This is a genomic window from Borborobacter arsenicus (assembly GCF_003934165.1).
GTDB lineage: Bacteria > Pseudomonadota > Alphaproteobacteria > Rhizobiales > Rhizobiaceae > Pseudaminobacter > Pseudaminobacter arsenicus.
Genome location: NZ_RKST01000006.1, coordinates 218,013 through 238,206, shown reverse-complemented (window position 1 = coordinate 238,206; position 20,194 = coordinate 218,013). Strand labels below are relative to the sequence as shown.

Annotated in this window: 21 protein-coding genes; 14 read left to right on the top strand and 7 right to left on the bottom strand. The window is 62.8% G+C overall.

Going from position 1 to position 20,194, the window contains the following annotated elements:
• Positions 1–3: 3 nt before the first annotated feature.
• The 5 genes from EET67_RS11840 to infC all read right to left on the bottom strand — a co-directional run bounded on the left by EET67_RS11840 (position 4) and on the right by infC (position 3,051).
• Positions 4–882: a lipopolysaccharide kinase InaA family protein gene (locus EET67_RS11840; protein ID WP_210211118.1), complete on the bottom strand. Its 879-nt coding sequence runs from the start codon at positions 880–882 to the stop codon at positions 4–6.
• An 87-nt stretch (positions 883–969) separates the two neighbouring features.
• Positions 970–1,368: a 50S ribosomal protein L20 gene (rplT, locus tag EET67_RS11835; RefSeq protein WP_128626378.1), complete on the bottom strand. Its 399-nt coding sequence runs from the start codon at positions 1,366–1,368 to the stop codon at positions 970–972.
• Between the two features lie 33 nt (positions 1,369–1,401).
• Positions 1,402–1,611: a 50S ribosomal protein L35 gene (gene rpmI, locus EET67_RS11830; RefSeq protein WP_128626377.1), complete on the bottom strand. Its 210-nt coding sequence runs from the start codon at positions 1,609–1,611 to the stop codon at positions 1,402–1,404.
• A 171-nt stretch (positions 1,612–1,782) separates the two neighbouring features.
• A complete protein-coding gene (locus EET67_RS11825; RefSeq protein WP_128626376.1) occupies positions 1,783–2,403 on the bottom strand; it encodes a methyltransferase family protein in 621 nt (206 codons plus the stop codon).
• A gap of 111 nt (positions 2,404–2,514) precedes the next feature.
• Positions 2,515–3,051, bottom strand: coding sequence for a translation initiation factor IF-3 (infC, locus tag EET67_RS11820; RefSeq protein ID WP_128626475.1), 537 nt, complete (start codon positions 3,049–3,051; stop codon positions 2,515–2,517).
• Positions 3,052–3,257: 206 nt separating this feature from the next.
• Between infC and EET67_RS11815 the strand changes: the two genes are divergently transcribed.
• The 9 genes from EET67_RS11815 to EET67_RS11775 all read left to right on the top strand — a co-directional run bounded on the left by EET67_RS11815 (position 3,258) and on the right by EET67_RS11775 (position 11,938).
• Positions 3,258–4,031, top strand: a complete 774-nt coding sequence (locus EET67_RS11815) for an alpha/beta hydrolase (RefSeq protein WP_128626375.1) — start codon at positions 3,258–3,260, stop codon at positions 4,029–4,031.
• 4 nt (positions 4,032–4,035) lie between these two features.
• Positions 4,036–5,178, top strand: a complete 1,143-nt coding sequence (locus EET67_RS11810) for a benzoate/H(+) symporter BenE family transporter (RefSeq protein WP_128626374.1) — start codon at positions 4,036–4,038, stop codon at positions 5,176–5,178.
• A 116-nt stretch (positions 5,179–5,294) separates the two neighbouring features.
• Positions 5,295–5,735, top strand: a complete 441-nt coding sequence (locus tag EET67_RS11805) for a DUF2852 domain-containing protein (protein ID WP_128626373.1) — start codon at positions 5,295–5,297, stop codon at positions 5,733–5,735.
• 120 nt (positions 5,736–5,855) lie between these two features.
• Positions 5,856–6,611, top strand: coding sequence for a M48 family metallopeptidase (locus tag EET67_RS11800; protein WP_128626372.1), 756 nt, complete (start codon positions 5,856–5,858; stop codon positions 6,609–6,611).
• 114 nt (positions 6,612–6,725) lie between these two features.
• Complete coding sequence (locus tag EET67_RS11795) at positions 6,726–7,382, top strand: phosphoribosylanthranilate isomerase (protein WP_128626371.1); 657 nt, start codon at positions 6,726–6,728, stop codon at positions 7,380–7,382.
• A gap of 33 nt (positions 7,383–7,415) precedes the next feature.
• Entirely contained in the window at positions 7,416–8,636 is a 1,221-nt protein-coding gene (gene trpB, locus EET67_RS11790; RefSeq protein ID WP_128626370.1) for a tryptophan synthase subunit beta, read from the top strand.
• Between the two features lie 2 nt (positions 8,637–8,638).
• Positions 8,639–9,457 (top strand): tryptophan synthase subunit alpha, encoded by an 819-nt coding sequence (gene trpA, locus EET67_RS11785; protein WP_128626369.1) that lies wholly within the window; start codon positions 8,639–8,641, stop codon positions 9,455–9,457.
• A 36-nt stretch (positions 9,458–9,493) separates the two neighbouring features.
• Positions 9,494–10,417, top strand: a complete 924-nt coding sequence (gene accD, locus EET67_RS11780; protein WP_128626368.1) for an acetyl-CoA carboxylase, carboxyltransferase subunit beta — start codon at positions 9,494–9,496, stop codon at positions 10,415–10,417.
• A 189-nt stretch (positions 10,418–10,606) separates the two neighbouring features.
• The gene (locus tag EET67_RS11775; RefSeq protein WP_128626367.1) at positions 10,607–11,938 is read left to right on the top strand and encodes a bifunctional folylpolyglutamate synthase/dihydrofolate synthase; all 1,332 of its coding nucleotides are present in this window, start codon (positions 10,607–10,609) and stop codon (positions 11,936–11,938) included.
• Between the two features lie 15 nt (positions 11,939–11,953).
• On the opposite strand, the gene hutC is transcribed toward EET67_RS11775, so the two are convergent.
• Together hutC and EET67_RS11765 are read right to left on the bottom strand one after the other, a co-directional pair.
• Entirely contained in the window at positions 11,954–12,697 is a 744-nt protein-coding gene (gene hutC, locus EET67_RS11770; protein ID WP_128626366.1) for a histidine utilization transcriptional repressor HutC, read from the bottom strand.
• A 32-nt stretch (positions 12,698–12,729) separates the two neighbouring features.
• Complete coding sequence (locus EET67_RS11765) at positions 12,730–14,082, bottom strand: formimidoylglutamate deiminase (protein ID WP_128626365.1); 1,353 nt, start codon at positions 14,080–14,082, stop codon at positions 12,730–12,732.
• A 100-nt stretch (positions 14,083–14,182) separates the two neighbouring features.
• Between EET67_RS11765 and hutI the strand changes: the two genes are divergently transcribed.
• The 5 genes from hutI (at position 14,183) to EET67_RS11740 (ending at position 20,192) form a co-directional block, all read left to right on the top strand.
• Positions 14,183–15,415 carry an imidazolonepropionase gene (hutI, locus tag EET67_RS11760; RefSeq protein ID WP_128626364.1) on the top strand — a complete coding sequence of 411 codons (1,233 nt, stop codon included), beginning with the start codon at positions 14,183–14,185 and terminating at the stop codon, positions 15,413–15,415.
• Positions 15,412–16,956, top strand: coding sequence for a histidine ammonia-lyase (gene hutH, locus EET67_RS11755; protein WP_128626363.1), 1,545 nt, complete (start codon positions 15,412–15,414; stop codon positions 16,954–16,956). Before hutI ends, hutH begins: the two co-directional genes overlap by 4 nt.
• Positions 16,953–17,771 carry an N-formylglutamate deformylase gene (gene hutG / locus EET67_RS11750; RefSeq protein WP_128626362.1) on the top strand — a complete coding sequence of 273 codons (819 nt, stop codon included), beginning with the start codon at positions 16,953–16,955 and terminating at the stop codon, positions 17,769–17,771. Before hutH ends, hutG begins: the two co-directional genes overlap by 4 nt.
• Before the next feature lie 160 nt (positions 17,772–17,931).
• Positions 17,932–19,608 (top strand): urocanate hydratase, encoded by a 1,677-nt coding sequence (gene hutU / locus EET67_RS11745; RefSeq protein WP_128626361.1) that lies wholly within the window; start codon positions 17,932–17,934, stop codon positions 19,606–19,608.
• Positions 19,608–20,192 carry a HutD/Ves family protein gene (locus EET67_RS11740; protein WP_128626360.1) on the top strand — a complete coding sequence of 195 codons (585 nt, stop codon included), beginning with the start codon at positions 19,608–19,610 and terminating at the stop codon, positions 20,190–20,192. Before hutU ends, EET67_RS11740 begins: the two co-directional genes overlap by 1 nt.
• The last annotated feature ends 2 nt before the right edge of the window (positions 20,193–20,194 follow it).

The following is a 20,194-nucleotide window of genomic DNA, read 5'->3' as shown; positions in this document are numbered from 1 at the left end:
TGATTATCCCCTCGGTCCATCGTGGCCGGTGGCTGGTGCGAAATCACCCTCTGCCGCCCGAGTGCGGACAGCATCGAGGGCGGCTTTCAGGAAACCTGTTCCCTTCAAAATATTCCGTCCGTCCTTGCCAAGCATGGAAACGGGTGCGAGGCGCAGGGGCGAACTTACGGCGGAAAAGAAACGGGCAATGTCTTTCAGGGCGACAAGGGCATCGTCAGGTGCATTGCTGCGGTAGGCGTCAAATGCCCGCGCCTTGGTATCGGCCCTCAACGCCTGGCCGGATATCTGCAGGAAAAGCAGCCAGACGTCGCGGGCCTGTGCGAGTGCCAGAGGCATGACGGCTTCGGGTTCTTCCTCGAAGTCGATGAACCCCCAATGGTCGCCATGCGCGAACATGTCGCGTGGATGCGGCCGCCCATGGCAGAGCCCGGCCCGGTGAAGGCTGGCCAGTGCACCGGCCATGCCGACCAGCAGATCATCATGTGCCACCTCGTCCACGCCGCGCAAGCGCCAAAGCCGTTGCTGGACGATCTCGGCGGTCTCCGAAAGCACCAGCACCTTCTCATTGCGGAACACTATATCGGCGACCGAAAAGCCAGCATCGCGGAAAGCCGTCATCTTGCGGACTTCACGATCGATGAAACCCTGGCTGTCTACCCGTGGCGAGGCGCGCAGATAGAGCGGCAGGAGTGGCGAAAGCACGGAATGCGCGCCTTTGGCCAAGGGCTGCTCCGCAACGTCGTAGCGCTTGATCCACAGCGTGCAACCATCGATGACGGCACTGGAAACGCGCGCATGCGGCGCAGTCACCAGCAGCCTGAGCAATGTCGCCAGGCCGTCGGCGGAGAGCGTATCGCTGCTGTGTTGCGGTTCCTTGGTCATGCCCGTTTTTCACACGAAAAACCCGCGCCAGCCTGCCAGCGCGGGTTTCCCAGGATGGATATGTCGAAGCTGGGGAAAGCGCTGGTCTTAGGCGACTGCGCTTTCAAAAGCGTTCGGTGTGGTGTTCTTCAGATATTCGAGCGCCACCTTGGCCTTGGCGACCAGCGCCGCGAATGCCTGCGGTTCATGGATGGCCATGTCGGACAGCACCTTGCGGTCGATCTCGATGCCTGCCTTGTTGAGGCCATCGATGAAACGGCCATAGGTCAGGCCATGCTCGCGCACCGCGGCATTGATGCGCTGGACCCAGAGCGCACGGAAATTGCGCTTGCGGTTCTTGCGATCGCGATAGGCGTATTGCAGCGACTTCTCGACTGCCTGCTTGGCGATGCGGATGGTGTTCTTGCGACGGCCGTAAAAGCCCTTGGCGGCCTTCAGGACCTTCTTGTGCTTGGCGTGGCCGGTAGTGCCTCTTTTTACGCGCATGTCATGATCTCCTTAATATCGCTTCCAACCGGCTCAGATGCCGCCGCCGTTAGGCAGGAAATTCTTGATGACCTTCTTGGCATCCGGTTCTGCCAGAACCATGGTGCCGCGGGCATCGCGGATGAACTTGTTGGTGCGCTTGATCATGCCGTGGCGCTTGCCGGCGGCTGCCGACAGGACCTTGCCCGTGGCAGTGATCTTGAACCGCTTCTTGGCGGCCGATTTGGTCTTCATCTTGGGCATTTTGCTTTCCTTTTTCTCGCGCGCATAATTGCGCTTGTTCTTGCTTCAGGCAGACCAACGCCCGAAAGCATTAGAAACCGCCACGGCATGCCCTGCCGGACGGTTCTTGGACGCGGCCTTATAGCGGCGCCTTGAAAAAAGCGCAACCGGCGAATCCAGCCGGCGATGCGCTCAGTAAAGCCAGAGGAAAACCGGCAGCACTCCCGTATCCTGGAGATACTCCACCAGTTCGAAAAACGGGTAGGCGGCCAGGAAGATCAGGCCATCGGTGAAGGTGCGGTAGATCAGTTGCGGCTTCACCGTCAGGGTTTCGCTTTCATGGAACAGGCTGAAGCGGGGGAAGAACCGCGGCACCTGCTCCATGTAATCGAGGTACGGCTCGCCGAACGCCTGCTTGAGATAGGCTTCCTCGACCAGCGTCACCGAATGAAATGCGAGATAGGTGATGACGGCAAATGCCACCGCGACCGTCACGCTTCCCGTCATCGCACCGATCCCGGCTGCGCCGATGGTGCTGAACACGTAAAGCGGATTGCGGGTGACGGAATAGGGGCCGCCCCGCACGATCTCGGCGCTTTTGCGCCCGCCAATATAGAGCGTGCACCATGTGCGCCCGAGAATTGCCACCAGAATGGCCGCTCCGCCAAAGGATTCCACATATTCGTGGAAGGTGTTGTCGGTGGTGACGGCCGATCGCACGAACAGAAGCGCTGCGAAAATCACGCTCACCAGGATCGCGATCGCAATGCGCCGCCGCCTTTGAAAGCGGCTCAGATCATAGGCAGGAATCATGGCGGACATCGTCCTGAGAAAAGGCCAGCGGCGGTTGGCGCAACGCCGCTGGCCTCAGTTGTTTGGAGACGATGTCCAAAAACACAGACCTGTCTCAATTATGGCGGCCGGTCAGCGCGGCGCGAGCACCATCATCATCTGGCGGCCTTCAAGCTTCGGTTCGGCCTCGACCTTGGCGATGGTCGCGGTCTCCTCACGCACCTTGTTGAGAAGTTGCATGCCCAACTCCATATGCGCCATCTCGCGGCCGCGGAAGCGCAGCGTCAGCTTGACCTTGTCGCCTTCTTCGAAAAAGCGCCGCACGGCCCGCATCTTCACGTCGTAATCGTGACTGTCGATATTCGGACGCATCTTGATCTCCTTGATCTCGATGGTCTTCTGATGCTTGCGCGCTTCGGCTGCCTTCTTCTGGTTGGCATATTTCAGTTTGCCGAGGTCGAGAATCTTCGTGACCGGCGGATTTGCATTTGGGGATATTTCGACGAGATCGAGGCCTGCCTCTTCGGCGGCCAGCAGTGCGTCATTGATTGAAACTTCACCGCGATTGGTGCCATCTGCGTCGATGAGCTGGACCCGGGGTACCCGGATGTCGCGATTGGAGCGCGGCCCGTCCTTGGTGGGTGCCGCTGCTTTGAAAGGTCTGCGAATGGTCGTGGTCTCCTTAGCCGTTGACATTCATTGCGTAGGGGTCTGCGCCTATGTCGGCACAGAACGGAGCGAGTCAATAGCACAGCAGACAGAATAAATCACCTGAAACTGCTTATGACGATCAGGTTGTTGCTGCGGCTCAACACAGGACTTCCCGCCGGATTGGAGCTGTGCCAAAAGAACGGCGCTTTGCAGGAAAATTCAATATGACGATCACGCCCCCCGACTTTATCGATGTGAACGGCAATGCCGTTGCGTTTCGGCGCCTTGCCGGAAAGGTGCCGGGCGTGATGTGGCTTGGCGGCTATCGCTCCGACATGCTCGGCACCAAGGCCGAAACCTTGAGCGACTGGGCGGGACGCAACGGTCGGGCCTTCCTGCGCCATGATTATTCCGGCCATGGCGAGTCCGGCGGCGCCTTTGCCGATGGCACGATCTCGAAATGGCTTGGCGAAAGCCTGGCAGTCTTCCGCCGCTTCACCTCCGGCCGGCAGGTCCTGGTCGGCTCCTCGATGGGGGCATGGATCGCGCTCAGAATGGTGCAGGAACTGCACAAGGCAGGAGACGGAGAGCGCATCGCAGGGCTGGTGCTTTTGGCGCCGGCGCCCGATTTCACGACGGAACTGGTCGAGCCGCAACTCAGTGCTGCGCAAAAGCGCGACCTACAGGAAAGAGGCTTCTTCGAGGAGCCCTCGGAGTATTCGGACGATCCTAATATCTACACAAGGGCGCTGATCGAGGATGGCCGGTTGAACAAGGTGATGGCAGGACCGATCGATACGCACTGCCCGGTGCATATATTGCAGGGATTGGCCGACCCGGACGTGCCGCATACCCACGCATTGAAGCTCGTCTCCTGCCTGCCGGCGGACGATGTCACGCTGTCGCTCATTCCAGACGGCGACCATAGGCTGTCGCGGCCGCAGGATCTCGAAATGCTGATCCGGGCGGTCGAGGCCGTCAGCGCGCAGGCGGGTTAGCGGAATGCGCGCTTCCATCCCGGCATCGGCCGTCGTCGCTGCAATCGTCGGCTTCGGCGGCACGCTGGCGCTCATCATCGCTGCCGCCAATGCGGTTTCGGCCACGCCTGCCCAGACCGCGAGTTGGGTGACGGCGATGTGCATCGCGATAGCGCTGGAAACGGCGCTGCTGAGCTGGCGCAGCCGCATGCCGGTGATCGCGGCGTGGTCCACGCCAGGCGCGGCTCTGATTGCCGCAAGCGCCGGCTTTTCGATGGCTGAGGCGGTCGGCGCTTTCATCGTCACCGCCGTGCTGCTCATCGTCACCGGCCTGTTCAAGCCATTGATGTTGTTGATCTCGAAGATACCTTCATCGGTCGCGTCCGGCATGCTGGCCGGCATCGTCGTCACCTTCGCCACCGGCGCGGTGATGACCGTTCCGATCGATCCCTGGCTGATCCTGCCGCTGGTCGCCGGCTTCTTCATCATCCGCCTGTTCAATCCGGCGCTATCGGTCCTTGCCGTGCTGATCGCCGGCGGGGCAATGGCATTCCTCACCGGCCGCGTCGGCGGTCTGCCGTCGCTGGAATTCTCGAGCCTGGATTATATTGCGCCGACCTTCTCGACGGGTGCCGTCATGGGCCTGGCCATTCCGCTCTATCTGGTGACGATGGCCTCGCAGAACCTGTCCGGCCTCGCCGTGCTGAAGGCCGCCGGCTACGAGCCCGTGCCGGGCAAGCTGATTTCGATCACTGGCCTGTTCTCGCTCCTTTCCGCGCCCTTTGGAGCGCTCACCACCAATCTCGCAGCCATTTCGGCGGCGATCTGCACCGGCCCGGACACGCACCCCGATCCGGCGCAACGCTGGCTGACCGGCCCCTTCTATGCGCTGACCTATCTGGTCTTCGCCGTTTTCGGCGCTTCGCTGGTGGCGATTTTCATCGTGCTGCCGCCCAGCCTCATCGTGCTGGTGGCGGGCTTGGCCCTGATGGCGCCGCTTGCCAATGCGCTGTCGATTGCCCTTGCCGAGGAAGGCGAGCGCATGGCGGCGACCACGGCCTTTGCCGTCACCGCCTCCGGCCTGACGCTGTTCGGCATCGGTTCGGCATTTTGGGGGCTGGTCGCAGGCATGGTTGTGATCGGTATGGAGCGTTTCAAAAAAGCCTAACGAGTTCTGCGGTTTGTACGGTTTTCGCTGCCATTGTCTTGAAGCTTGGCAGGTCTCTTCCCATGTCGAATGGAGCAGCCCCGCCGGCTGCCATCAACGGAAGGACGCGAACAAACATGAACACGACTGCACTGATCCGCCCGGCCTGGACGCCGGCGACCATCGCGCTGATGGTGATCGGCTTCATGGTGTTCTGGCCGCTGGGCCTGGCCATGCTTGCCTATATCATCTGGGGCGACCGGCTCGAGGGCTTCAAGCGTGACGTCAACCACGCGACGGATGGCGTTTTTGCCGGCTGCCGCCGAGCCTCCCGCAAGGCGCATCGACACACCGGCAATGTCGCGTTTGACGATTGGCGTGAAAAGGAACTCGATCGCCTGGCCGAAGAGCGCCGCAAGCTCGACGAGACGCTTGCCGAGTTCGACGACTATATGCGCGAATTGCGCCGCGCCAAGGACCAGGAAGAATTCGACCGCTTCATGGCCAATCGTAACAAACCGGGCGCACCGACCACAAACAACAGCGGCAACTCCAAGCCTGGCCTGCTCGACGAATAAATTCGTCCAGGGCGATGAAGATACGGCGTCGCAGATTGCGGCGCCGTTTTTGTCGGCTGCGACTGGCGCGCCCCTTGTTTTTTCCGAACTATCGATCCCGAATCGCATAATCTCACCACCATGCTCGGTCTCTTGAGGAAATTGCCGTCCCGCCAGCCCACTCCCGTCCAGGAGCGGGAGCATGTCGTTGCCGGTCGCGCGCTGCCGCTGCGCATCGTTGAAAACGAACGTGCCCGGCGGTTGACATTGCGTATCGACGCGGGCGGGCGCGGTCTCAGGATCACCGTTCCGCCCGGTCTGGCGCGCGGCGAGGTGGAACGCTTTCTCACGCGCCATCAGGGTTGGCTCGAACAGCGCCTGGCCAAGGTGCCGGATCGGCCGCAGGTCAGGCCGGGGATCAAGCTCCCGCTGCGCGGCATGCCCCATCTGATCATGCACGAGCCGGGCAAGCGGGGCACGGTCACGGTCGGCCGCGATGGGAGCGGGCCGACCCTGCTGGTTCATGGCGAGCGTCTCCATCTGCCCCGCAGGATCGCCGATTTCCTCAAGCGCGAGGCAAAGCGCGACACCGAGGCGCTGGTCGAAAAACACAGCGCCGCAGTCGGCAGGCGCGCCAAGGCGATCCGCTTCCGCGACACATCAAGCCGCTGGGGCTCTTGCACCGCTGACGGGGTGCTGTCCTTTTCCTGGCGCATCATGATGGCGCCGCCACCGGTGATAAACTACCTCGTCGCCCATGAAGTCGCCCATCTGCGGGAAATGAACCACGGCCCGAAATTCTGGAAACTGTGCGAGGAACTCTGCCCCGATACCGAACGCTGCAAGGCATGGCTCAAGCGCAATGGCGGAGCCTTGCAGGCGATCATGTTCGAATGAGCAGGCCAAGTAGCGAGGCGCAGGCACAAAGCCTGTTCGCCTGATCCGTACCGTTCTTGCCTGTCACGCGCTGTTCTCCTCGACTTTGCCGCCATTTCGTGGCACTTCCCCGCCATGGCGTTCGACATCAAGATATGCGGCCTGAAAACGGAACCGGCGCTGGAGGCTGCCCTTGCAGGCGGTGCGAGCCATGTCGGCTTCATTTTCTTTGAGAAAAGCCCGCGCAACATCACGCCTGCGGATGCCGGACGCTTGCGGCAGCAGGCAGCAGGCCGCGCCGCAGCGGTGGCCGTGACGGTCGATGCCGACGACGCAGCGCTGGATCATATTGTCGCGACGATGGCGCCGGACATGCTGCAATTCCACGGCCGGGAAACGCCCGAACGCGTCGCTGAACTGAAGATGCGCTATCGCCTGCCGGTGATGAAAGCGTTTGCCATCCGTGAAGCCGTGGATCTCGCCGCAATCGCTCCCTATCGCGGCATCGCCGACCGCTTCCTGTTCGATGCCAAGCCGCCGGCGGGCTCACAACTTCCGGGCGGCAACGGCGTCTCCTTTGACTGGCGCCTGCTTGCCGGTCTTGACGCTGAAGTCGATTACATGCTTTCGGGGGGCCTCAACGCCGCCAATATCGGCGACGCCATCCGTTTCGCCAACCCGCCCGGCATCGATATCTCGTCGGGGGTGGAAAGCGCACCTGGCATCAAGGATGTGGCGCTGATCGAGGATTTTTTCCAAGCCGTGCGGGCAGGCGAAAGTCGCGCCGCCTGACGCCATGTTCAATTCCAGCCAAGGAGCTCGGCAGTGAACAAGCCGGCAGAACCCAATTCCTTCCGCACCGGACCCGACGAGCAGGGCATGTTCGGCATTTTCGGCGGCCGTTTCGTTGCCGAAACCCTGATGCCGTTGATCCTCGATCTGGAAAAGCATTGGGACGAGGCGAAGAACGACCCGGCCTTCCGGGCAGAGCTGCAGGAACTGTCGACCTTCTATGCCGGCCGGCCGTCGAAGCTCTATTTCGCCGAAGGCCTGACCCGGCATCTCGGCGGCGCCAAGATCTATTTCAAGCGCGAGGATCTGAACCATACCGGCAGCCACAAGATCAATAACTGCCTGGGCCAGATCCTGCTTGCCAAGCGCATGGGCAAGACGCGCATCATCGCCGAAACCGGAGCCGGCCAGCATGGCGTCGCCTCGGCCACGGTCACCGCACGCTTCGGCCTGCCCTGCGTCGTCTATATGGGCGCGACCGATGTCGAGAGGCAGAAGCCCAATGTGTTCCGCATGAAGCTGCTTGGTGCCGAGGTCAAGGCGGTCAGCGCCGGCCATGGCACGCTGAAGGATGCGATGAACGAGGCGCTGCGTGACTGGGTCACCAATGTCCACGACACCTATTACCTGATCGGGACGGCGGCCGGGCCACACCCCTATCCGGAACTCGTTCGCGACTTCCAGTCGGTGATAGGCTCGGAAGCGCGCGCCCAGATCCTCGAACAGGAAGGCCGGCTGCCGGACGTGATCGTCGCGGCTGTCGGAGGCGGTTCCAATGCCATCGGCCTGTTCCATGCCTTCCTCGACGACCGCAGCGTGCAGATCGTCGGCATCGAGGCCGGCGGGCGCGGGCTGGAAGGCGTCGAGCACTGCGCCTCGATGAATGCCGGCAAGCCCGGCGTGTTGCACGGCAATCGTACCTATCTGCTGCAAAACGACGACGGCCAGATCATCGACGGCCATTCGATTTCGGCCGGCCTTGATTATCCCGGCGTCGGGCCGGAGCATTCCTGGCTGCGCGACACCGGCCGTGTCGACTATCTGCCGATACTCGACGACGAGGCGCTGGAGGCATTCCAGTTGACCACGCGCGTCGAGGGCATCATCCCCGCGCTGGAATCGGCACATGCGATTGCCCATGCCATCAAACTCGCGCCGACTATGGGCAAGGACCAGGTCATGATCGTCAATCTCTCCGGCCGCGGCGACAAGGACGTCCACACCGTGGCCAAGATGCTGGGCATGGAGATCTGACGATGAGCACCCGTATCGATCGCCGTTTCGACAAGCTCAAGGCCGAAGGCCGGCCGGCGCTGGTCACTTATTTCATGGGCGGCGACCCGGATTATGATACCTCGGTCGCCGTCATGAAGACGCTTGCCCGCTCTGGCAGCGACGTCATCGAACTCGGCATGCCGTTTTCCGATCCGATGGCCGATGGTCCGGCCATCCAGGCAGCGGCCTTGCGCTCGCTGAAAGCCGGGCAGACGCTGAAGAAGACGCTGCAGATGGCGCGCGACTTCCGCCGCGACGACGATGAAACACCGATCGTCCTGATGGGCTATTACAATCCGATCTATATCTATGGTGTCGAGCGGTTCCTGGCCGATGCCGTCGAGGCCGGCATTGACGGGCTCATCGTGGTTGATCTGCCGCCCGAGATGGATGCTGAACTGTGCCTGCCGGCATTGAAGGCAGGGGTGAATTTCATCCGCCTCGCAACGCCCACGACGGACGACAAGCGCCTGCCCAAGGTGCTCGAAAACACCTCCGGTTTTGTCTATTATGTATCGATGACCGGCATTACCGGTTCGGCGCTGTCGAACACGACCGAGGTTTCTGCTGCCGTCACCCGCATCAAGAGCCATACCGACCTGCCCGTCTGCGTCGGCTTCGGCGTCAAGACCGCCGAACAGGCCCGCGTGATCGGCGCTTCGGCGGATGGTGTGGTGGTCGGAACGGCCATCGTCAATGTTGTTGCCGACACCAGCGCCGATCCGGTCGAGGCTGTGGCTGCACTGGTCGGCGAATTGGCAGACGGCGTGCGCGCCTCCCGCCTTGCTGTCGCCCCATAGAACTCCCATGTCTTCGACATCACAGGGAAAGACGTCATGAACTGGATCACCAACTTCGTCCGCCCGAAGATCAACTCGATGCTTGGCCGGCGGGAAATGCCCGAAAATCTCTGGATCAAGGATCCGGAGAGCGGCGAGATGGTCTTCCACAAGGATCTGGAGGAAAACCAGTACGTCATCCCTTCTTCGGGTCATCACATGAAGATTTCAGCCAGGGAGAGGTTGAAATTCTTCTTCGACGGGGGCAGGTTCGAAACGCTCGACAACCCCAAGGTCGTGGTCGATCCGCTGAAATTCCGCGATGAAAAACGCTATGTCGACCGGCTCAAGGACGCCCGGACCAAGACCGGCATGGACGATGCGATCCTGAATGCCACGGGCACGATCGAGGGCCTGCCGGTTGTCGCCACCGTCCAGGATTTCGCCTTCATGGGTGGCTCGCTCGGTATGGCGGCAGGCGATGCCATCATCCATGCCTTCGATACGGCGCTGAAGAAGCGCCGGTCGCTTGTGCTCTTTGCCGCTTCCGGCGGTGCACGCATGCAGGAAGGCATTTTGTCGCTGATGCAGTTGCCGCGCACGACGGTTGCGGTCGATCGCCTGAAGGAGGCGGGCCTGCCCTATATCGTTGTGCTGACCAATCCGACGACGGGCGGTGTCACCGCCTCCTATGCCATGCTGGGCGATGTTCATATCGCCGAGCCCGGTGCGCTGATCGGCTTTGCCGGCCCCCGCGTGATCGAACAGACGATCCGGGAGAAGTTGCCGGACGGCTTCCAGCGCGCCGAATATCTGATGGACCATGGCATGGTGGACATGGTCGTCTCGCGCCTTGAGCTGAAGGCGACCATTGCCCGGCTGCTGAAAATCTTGATGAAGGAACCGGTGACTGCCGAAGAACCGGAGCCGGAAATCTTGTCGCCGGCGATTGCGGTGGCACAACATCGCCCACCGGCGTAAAACAAACCAGCGCCGCATTTTTTTCCCGCGCACTTTGGTCCAGGGTGCATCATTGTGCGGCGGCGCAACCTTTCAGAATCGCGTCGTTCCTGCGAAAGCCGTTGCCGGCTTTTCAGGACGATGTTCAGGACAGGTTCCGTGATTTTTTGCGGATCGCCTGATATCTTTTGCTCCGGGGAGGAGCCGTTGATGTCCACCCTTCTGGCCGACCGCGAAATCGAGCGCCTGATGGCGCTGCACCCGAAGGGTTTCGACCTTTCGCTGGATCGGATTTTGCGTCTGCTCGAACGTCTTGGCAATCCCCAGGACCGGTTGCCGCCGGTGATCCACATCGCCGGAACCAATGGCAAGGGCTCGGCAGCCGCCTTCTCGCGTGCGCTGCTGGAGGCGGCGGGCTATCGCGTCCATGTCCACACCTCGCCCCACCTGGTCAACTGGCACGAACGCTACCGCCTCGCAGCCGAAGGCGGCGGCCGGTTCGTTGCCGACGATGTGCTGGCGGATGCGATTTCGCGCGCGGCGGAAGCCAATCGGGGCGAGACGATCACGGTTTTCGAGATATTGAGCACCGTTATGTTCCTGCTCTTTTCGGAGTATCCGGCTGATGTCGCCGTCATCGAGGTCGGCCTCGGCGGCCGCTTCGATGCCACCAATGTCATCCGCAAATCGGCGGTATCGATCATCATGCCGGTTTCGCTCGACCATGAAGCCTATCTTGGCGACCGGGTCGAGCTGATTGCCGCCGAAAAGGCCGGCATCATCAAGCCGGGATGCCCTGTCGTCATAGGTGCCCAGGAAGCCGCCGCGGCCAGGGACGTTCTGATCGAAACCGCTGGGCGGCTCGGCTGCCCGTTCACCCTCTATGGGCAGGACTTCCTGGCGGTCGAGGAACATGGAAGAATGATCTACCAGGATGAGTCCGGCTTGATGGATCTGTCGCCGCCACGCCTGCCGGGCCGCCATCAATATGCCAATGCCGCCGCCGCAATCGCCGGCGTGAAGGCGGCAGGCTTCAATCTTGGCGAGCAGGCAGCCGACCGCGCCATGATCACTGTCAGTTGGCCAGGCAGGATGCAGCGCCTGCCCGCCGGTTCGCTGCTCGACCTTGCGCCGGCCGGTGCCGATGTCTGGCTTGACGGCGGCCACAATCCCGGCGCCGGCCTTGTGGTGGCGGAGGCGCTTGCGGAGCAGGAGGAAAAGGTCGCGAGGCCGTTGTTCCTGATCTGCGGCATGATCAACACCAAGGACCAGACCGGCTATTTCCGTGCCTTCCACGGCATTGCGCGCCATGTCTACACGGTGCCGGTAAGTTTCAGCGAGTCCAGCGTGGCGAATTCGGAACTGGCGGCAAGGGCCATCGAAGCGGGGCTGTCGGCCGAACCGGTCAGCTCGGTAGCCGCGGCATTGATGCTGCTGCGCGATACATGGGATCATCGCGAACCGCCGCCGCGCATATTGATCGGCGGCTCACTCTATCTTGCCGGTGCCGTGCTTGCCGAAAACGGTACGCCGCCTGTGTAGTTCCTCAGCTGGTGCTCAACTTCCGTCAGAAGGCGTGAACCGCGCCACCAGCATATGGCTGTCGCCTGGATAGGTGAAACGGACCTGGGTTACGGGGTGATCCGCGCTCCAGGTCCGGCGCTCCACGGCAAGACAGGCTGCTCCGGCCTCGATCTCGAGCGCGGCTGCGACCTCCTCACCTGCTGCCGTGGCGCGGATGCGATGCTCGGCCGTGCTCCATGGCACATGGCCGACCAGCCAGGGACCGGGCGCCGCCTCTTCAAAAGACTCATCCGCCGCTTCCGGCACAGCGGTCAGGCTGATCAGCCGTTGTTCCAGGCAAAAGGGGCGGGCACCGGCGCGATGCAGGCATGTAAGGTCCAGCACCGGCGTTGACTGCTTCAGGTCCAGCAAGACGCGGTCATCTGCGGTGCTCTTGCGCTTCTGGCGCGAAATCAGCGCATAGCTGTAAGGCAGGCCGAGTGCCTGCACCTCGACCTTGATGTCATGGATTTCCAGAACCGCAGCCTGCGATTGCGGGCGGCGCACAAAACTGCCCGACCGGCGGCGGCGCTCGATCAGCCCGGCCTTGGCAAGTTGCGACAGCGCCTTGTTCACGGTCATGCGCGAGCAACCATATTGCTGCGCCAGCTCATATTCGAACGGGACACGGTGTCCCGGTGCCCATTCGCCAGAGAGGATGCGCTCGCTTATATCGGCAAGGATACGCTGATGAAGCGACATCGCCTCGCGTTCCTCTACCGTTTCCATCTTGTTCATCGCATCATCCAGGTCATGCTCTTGGTGCCGAGTCAGCCGGCAGTCAGTTCCATCATCACGTTTCGGAAGTCTTGGGCAATGGTGTCGCGCAGAAAATGACGACCCTCGGCGACACATTTCCTGCCATGGGCCCAGACGCAATCGACCTGGGAGCCGCCGGCAAAGATCCAGGCATCGAGAATGCCGTTGCCGGTTTTGCCGGACAGCGTGGGATGGTCTGCCCGCAGCGAGACGAAGTCAGCGGCGGCACCGGCGGCTAGTCCCGCGTCACCAGCACCCAGCGCCTGCGCGCCGCCGTTCAGCGCCGCGTCGAACAGTGCCCGGCCATTGGAGCTTCTGGGCGCGGCCAGCACGTTGCGCTGCCGGTGGAACAGGCGCTGCGAATATTCCAGTTGCCGCAGTTCGTCCGCAATGCCGATCAGCACATTGGAGTCCGAGCCGATGCCGAAGCGGCCGCCATCTTGCATGAACAAGGACGCGGGGAAGGTCCCGTCGCCGAGATTGGCTTCGGTGATCGGGCAAAGGCCGGCAATGGCACCGCTTTTCGCCATGGCGATGGTTTCGCGCTCCGTCATGTGGGTGGCGTGGATCAGGCACCAGCGCGCATCGACCTCGCAATTGGTAAGCAGCCATTCGACCGGCCGCGTGCCCGACCAGGAAATGCAGTCCTCTACCTCCTTGACCTGCTCGGCGACATGGATGTGGATAGGCGCATCCGTCATCGCGGCTACGGTCGACAGTTCCTGCGGAGTGACGGCACGCAGGCTGTGCGGCGCGACACCGACGATGGCGCCGGGCAGGTCCTTCACCGCATGGCGGCACCCCTCAAGCAGCCGGCCGAAGCTTTCGATGTCGTTGATGAAGCGGCGCTGCCCTTCTGTCGGCGCGGCACCGCCAAAGCCGGAATGCGCATAAAAGACCGGCAGCAGGGTGAGGCCGATGCCGGTGCGATGCGCTGCCGCGGCGATGCGAACGGCCATCTCGGCAATGTCGGCATAGTGCCCGCCATCGAGGTCGTGGTGGAGATAATGGAATTCGCCGACGCGCGAAAAGCCGGCCTCCAACATCTCGACATAAAGCTGGGCGGCCACCGCCTCGACCTGTTGCGGCGTCATCGACAGCGCGAAGCGATACATAACCTCGCGCCAGCTCCAGAAGCTGTCGGTGCCGGGGCCGCGTGTCTCCGCCAGTCCGGCCATGCCGCGCTGGAAGGCGTGGCTGTGCAGATTGGGCATGGCCGGCAGCAGGATCGCATGCCGCTCATCCCCAGCAACAGGTAAAACAGTCTCTTGGACGCTGGCTATGCGGCCGGCCTCGATGCCGATGCGGACATTGGCACACCACCCTTGGGGCAGAAGGGCTTGCTCAGCAAAAATCGTCGTCACGCTCTTTCTCCCTTGGGATGGTAAAATTCACCATCGGCTCCACTTGCGTCTTTCGCCAATATGTATATACATAAGAGGCGGCAATTGAAATGGAAAAGTGATGGATAGGCAGGGAAGAGTGCAAGGGCGGAAAACTGTCTGGCGCAATGCCAGGCTTGCGACGATGTCGCCGCAGCTTGCCGGCCTCGGCATCATCGAAAACGCTGCAGTCGTGGCCAAGGACGGCCGCATCGCCTTTGCCGGACCGCAGGCGGAGCTGCCTTCGGACCTTTCAGCGGGCGCCGAGTGCATCGATTGCGAAGGCCGCTGGATCACGCCCGGCCTGATCGACTGCCACACCCATCTGGTGCATGCGGGAGACCGCGCCAACGAATTCGAGATGCGGCTTGCCGGTGCCAGCTATGAGGAAGTGGCGCGGGCCGGTGGCGGCATCGTCTCGTCGGTGAAGGCCCTGAGGGAGGCAAGCGAGGACGAACTGGTGCGCCAATCGCTGCCGCGGCTCGATGCGCTGCTGGCTGAAGGCGTCACCACCATCGAGCTGAAGTCGGGCTATGGCCTCGATCTGGAGAACGAGGCGAAATCCCTGCGTGCCGCCCGCAGACTCGGTGACGAACGACCGGTGACGGTGCGCACCAGCTTTCTCGGCGCCCATGCGCTGCCGCCGGAGGCCAATGGCGACAAGGATGGCTATATTGACCGTGTCGTCCGGGAGATGCTTCCTTCCATCGCCGCCGAAGGGCTGGCCGACGCCGTTGACGGCTTTTGCGAAGGGCTGGCCTTTTCGCCCGACCAGATCGCACGGGTTTTCGATGCGGCCAAGGCAGCCGGGTTGCCGGTCAAGCTGCATGCCGACCAGCTTTCCAACCTTCATGGTGCGGCGCTTGCCGCACGCTATGGTGCGCTGTCGGCCGATCATCTCGAATATACAGACGAGGCCGGTGCGCAGGCGATGGCCAGTGCCGGCACGGTTGCGGTGATCCTGCCGGGCGCCTTCTATTTCATTCGCGAGACGAAGAAGCCGCCGGTCGATCTTTTCCGCCGCCACGGCACAAAAATGGCGCTGGCGACCGACAACAATCCCGGCACTTCGCCGCTCACCTCGCTGCTTCTGACCATGAACATGGCGGCGACACTGTTCGGCATGACGGTTGAAGAATGTCTTCTGGGCCTGACCCGCGAGGCGGCGCGCGCGCTAGGATTGTTAGGCGAGACCGGCACGCTCGAGGCCGGCAAATGGGCGGATCTTGCGATCTGGGACATCGAGCGTCCCGCCGAGCTCGTCTACCGAATGGGGTTCAACCCGCTTTATTCCCGTGTCTGGAGGGGACAATGACCGAAATCATCCTGAATCCCGGCGAAGCGACGTTGGCCGATTGGCGCGCCATCTATCGCGGTGCCGTGCCTAAACTGCACAAGAGTTGCGAGGCAAAGATCCGCGCCGGCGCGGATGCGGTGGCGAAGATCGTCGCCAAGGGCGAGCCCGTCTACGGCATCAACACCGGCTTCGGCAAGCTCTCGACCGTACGCATCGAAACGGCCGACCTCGAAACCCTGCAGCGCAATATCGTGCTCAGCCATGCCGCCGGTGTCGGCGAGCCGATGCCGCAGGCTGTCGCCCGGCTGATGATGGCGCTGAAGCTTGCGAGCCTGGCGCAGGGCGCTTCCGGCGTGCGGCCGGAAACGACCGCCTTGCTGGAGGCGATGCTGGCGGCCGACGTCATTCCCGTCGTCCCGGCGCAGGGTTCGGTCGGTGCTTCCGGCGATCTCGCGCCCTTGTCGCATATGACAGCCGCGATGATCGGGGTCGGCGATTGCTTCACCCCGCATGGAAGGTTTCCGGCCAAGGTGGCCTTTGTCTCGCATGGGCTGGAGCCGCTGACGCTCGGCCCCAAGGAAGGGCTGGCGCTGCTCAATGGCACGCAGTTCTCGACCGCCTATGCGCTGGCCTCGCTGTTCGAAGCCGAAAACCTCTATCATTCGGCACTGGTCACCGGCGCGCTGGCGACCGATGCGGCCAAGGGCTCGGACGCGCCATTTGATCCGCGCATCCACCGCCTGCGCAGGCACCAGGGCCAGATCGACACCGCCGATGCGTTGCGCGCCCTGATGGCGGGCAGCGCCATTCGTGAAAGCCACCGCGTCGGCGATGAGCGCGTACAGGACCCTTACTGCCTGCGCTGCCAGCCGCAGGTGATGGGTGCCGCTCTCACCGTGCTGCGCCAGGCGGCCGAGACGCTTCAAACCGAGGCCAATGGCGTCACCGACAACCCGCTCATCTTCGCCGAAGACGGCACCGCACTTTCGGGTGGAAATTTCCACGCCGAGCCGGTGGCCTTTGCCGCCGACATGATCGCGCTGGCCGTTTGCGAGATCGGCTCACTGGCCGAGCGGCGCATCGCCATGCTGGTGGACCCGGCACTTTCGGGCATGCCGGCCTTCCTGACGCCGAAGCCGGGGTTGAATTCTGGCTTCATGATCCCGCAGGTAACGGCCGCCGCGCTGGTTTCGGAAAACAAGCAGAAGGCCTATCCGGCAAGCGTCGATTCCATTCCGACATCGGCCAATCAGGAAGACCATGTCTCGATGGCCGCCCATGGCGCCCGCCGGCTGCTCGGCATGGTCGAGAACGCCGCCGCGGTGCTCGGCATCGAGCTTCTTGCCGCCGCACAAGGCTGCGACTTCCACGCGCCGCTCGCCTCCAGCGCGCCGCTTGAGGCCGTGCGCCAGCTGTTGCGGGAAAAGGTGCCGCATCTCGATGAAGATCGGCATTTCCATCCGGATATGGAAAAGGCGATCGCGCTGGTGCGCGAAGGCGCGCTGGTCACGGCGGCAAATGCGGTGCCGCTTCCCGCAATCGCAGGAGATGCACGATGAGCACGCCCTGGCTCACCGTCGCGCGCGGTGATGCACCCCTCGTGGTCAGCCTGCCGCATACCGGAACCGATCTTGCCGGTCTGGAAGGTCGCCTCGTCTCGCGCTGGCTCGGGCAGCGCGATTGCGACTGGTGGGTAGACAAGCTCTACGACTTCGCAGCCGGCCTTGGCGCGACGGTGGTGCATACGGCTATTTCGCGCACGGTGATCGACGTCAACCGCGACCCGTCGGGCGTCTCGCTCTATCCGGGGCAAGCGACGACGGAGCTTTGCCCGACCACCACCTTCGACGGCGATCCGCTTTACCGCGACGGGCAGGCGCCGGGCGCAGAAGAAATTGCCGAGCGGCGAAAAACCTATTTCGAGCCCTACCATGCGGCACTGGCCGAGGAGCTGGCGCTGTTGCGCAGGGCACATGAAAAGGTCGTGCTCTATGACTGCCACTCGATCCGCTCGGCGATCCCGAGACTGTTCGATGGCGAACTGCCGATCTTCAACCTCGGCACCAACAGCGGCGCCAGCGCCGAACCGGTGCTGCAGAAGCTGGTAACCGACATCATCGCCGGCACCGGCCACAGCCATGTCGTCAACGGTCGCTTCAAGGGTGGCTTCATCACCCGCAATTTCGGCAAGCCGGAAACGGGCGTGCATGCACTGCAGATGGAACTGTCCTGCCGTGGCTATATGCGCGAGCGACCCGGACCGGTGAACGCCGACAACTGGCCGGTGCCTTACGATCCGGAATTCGCCGCGCCCATGCGCAAGACGCTCACGGATATCCTCCAGGCCGCACTCGATTGGGCGCGCAACGGATGACCCATGAATTTTCCCCTTATCCGGCTCTTCGGGCTGCCTTCTCCCCGATGGGGAAGAGCGCGGCTCACGCAGCGAGTCGGGTGAGGGAGCAGGAACGGCGTAACAATCCCAATAGGGAAAGTTTTCGCCCAGCAAAGAACATAGTCGTCGGAGCTCTCACATGACCCAGTACACTCGCATCGACAATTCGCGCACCATCCGCGCCGCCACCGGTACCGAACTCACTGCCAAGAACTGGCTGACCGAAGCGCCGCTCAGGATGCTGATGAACAATCTCGACCCGATGGTTGCCGAAAAGCCGGGCGAGTTGGTGGTCTATGGCGGCATCGGCCGCGCGGCCCGCAACTGGGAAAGCTTCGATCGCATCGTTGGCGCGCTGCAGCAGCTGGAGGCCGATCAGACCCTGCTCGTCCAGTCAGGCAAGCCGGTCGGCGTGTTCCGGACGCATGCGAATGCCCCGCGCGTGCTGATCGCCAATTCCAACCTGGTGCCGCATTGGGCCAATTGGGACCATTTCAACGAGCTCGATAGAAAGGGCCTGATGATGTACGGCCAGATGACGGCCGGCTCCTGGATCTATATCGGCTCGCAGGGCATCGTGCAGGGCACTTACGAGACCTTCGTCGAGCTTGGCCGGCAGCACTACAATGGCGATCTGTCGGGTCGGTGGATCCTGACTGCCGGCCTTGGCGGCATGGGCGGTGCGCAGCCGCTGGCCGCCACCATGGCAGGTGCCTCCTGCCTTGCCGTCGAATGCCAGGCAAGCCGTATCGAGATGCGGCTGAAGACCGGCTATGTCGATGTCCAGGCCAAGGACCTCGACGATGCGCTCGCCATCATCGACAAGGCCTGCAAGGAGAAGAAGGCGATCTCGGTCGCGCTGCTCGGCAATGCTGCCGATATCTTCCCCGAACTGGTGCGTCGTGGGGTCAAGCCCGATGCCGTGACCGACCAGACCTCCGCGCACGACCCCGTCAACGGCTATCTGCCCAAGGGCTGGACGGTCGCCGAATGGGAGGAAAAGCGCGAGCGCGATCCGAAGGCTGTCGACAAGGCTGCCCGGGCGTCCATGGCGACCCATGTGAGGGCCATGCTCGACTTTCATAAGATGGGGATTCCCACCGTCGATTACGGCAACAATATCCGCCAGATGGCCAAGGAGGAAGGTGTCGACAACGCTTTCGATTTTCCGGGCTTCGTGCCGGCCTATATCCGCCCGCTGTTCTGCCGCGGCATCGGCCCGTTCCGCTGGGCGGCACTGTCGGGCGATCCGGAGGACATCTACAAGACCGACGCCAAGGTCAAGGAACTGACGCCCGGCAACAAGCATCTGCATAACTGGCTCGACATGGCCAAGGAGCGCATCCATTTCCAGGGCCTGCCGGCGCGCATCTGCTGGGTTGGTCTCGGCGACCGCCATCGCCTCGGCCTTGCCTTCAACGAGATGGTCGCCAAGGGCGAGTTGAAGGCGCCGGTGGTGATCGGCCGCGACCACCTCGATTCCGGCTCGGTCGCCTCGCCCAACCGCGAGACCGAAGCCATGCAGGATGGCTCGGACGCCGTGTCCGACTGGCCGCTGCTCAACGCGCTGCTCAACACCGCATCGGGCGCAACCTGGGTGTCGCTGCATCATGGCGGCGGCGTCGGTATGGGCTTCTCGCAGCATTCGGGCATGGTCATCGTCTGCGACGGCACCGAAGATGCCGCGCGGCGCATCGAGCGGGTGCTGTGGAACGATCCGGCCACCGGCGTCATGCGCCATGCCGATGCCGGCTACGACATCGCCATCGACTGCGCCAAGGAGCATGGCCTCAACCTGCCCGGCATCCTTGGCTGATGCTCATCATCCGTGCTGCCGACTGCCGCAAAATGCCGTGGAAGAATGGCGGCGGCGAGACGACGGAGATCGCCGTCTCGCCTACCGCCGCCGGCATCGAGGATTTCGACTGGCGGCTTTCCATGGCGCTTGTGGCTGCCGGCGGCCCATTCTCGACCTTTGCGGGCGTCGACCGCACGCTTGCGGTGCTGGACGGCGATGGCCTTGAATTGACGATCGAGGGCATGGCGCCGGTGACTTTGACCACAGCGTCGCAACCGCTTGCTTTTCCGGGCGATGCGCCCACCAGCGCCGCGCTCGTCGGCGGTGAAGTCACTGATCTCAACATCATGACGCGGCGAGCGCGGGTTTCCCATCGCATGCGGCGGCTGGCAGTCAGCGGCAACACTGAGCTTGTCGCCGAAGCCGGCGAACTGTTGATCTTCTGTCCTGCCGGAACGGTTCGAATCGATATCGATGGCGAGGTCGCGATACTTTCCGCTAGCGATACGCTTCATCTCGAAAACGCGCCGGCAAAGCTGCATATTGAAGCAGGCACTGCCGCCACCGTGTTCCTGATCGGTCTCAAGCACATTTCCGAATAGCG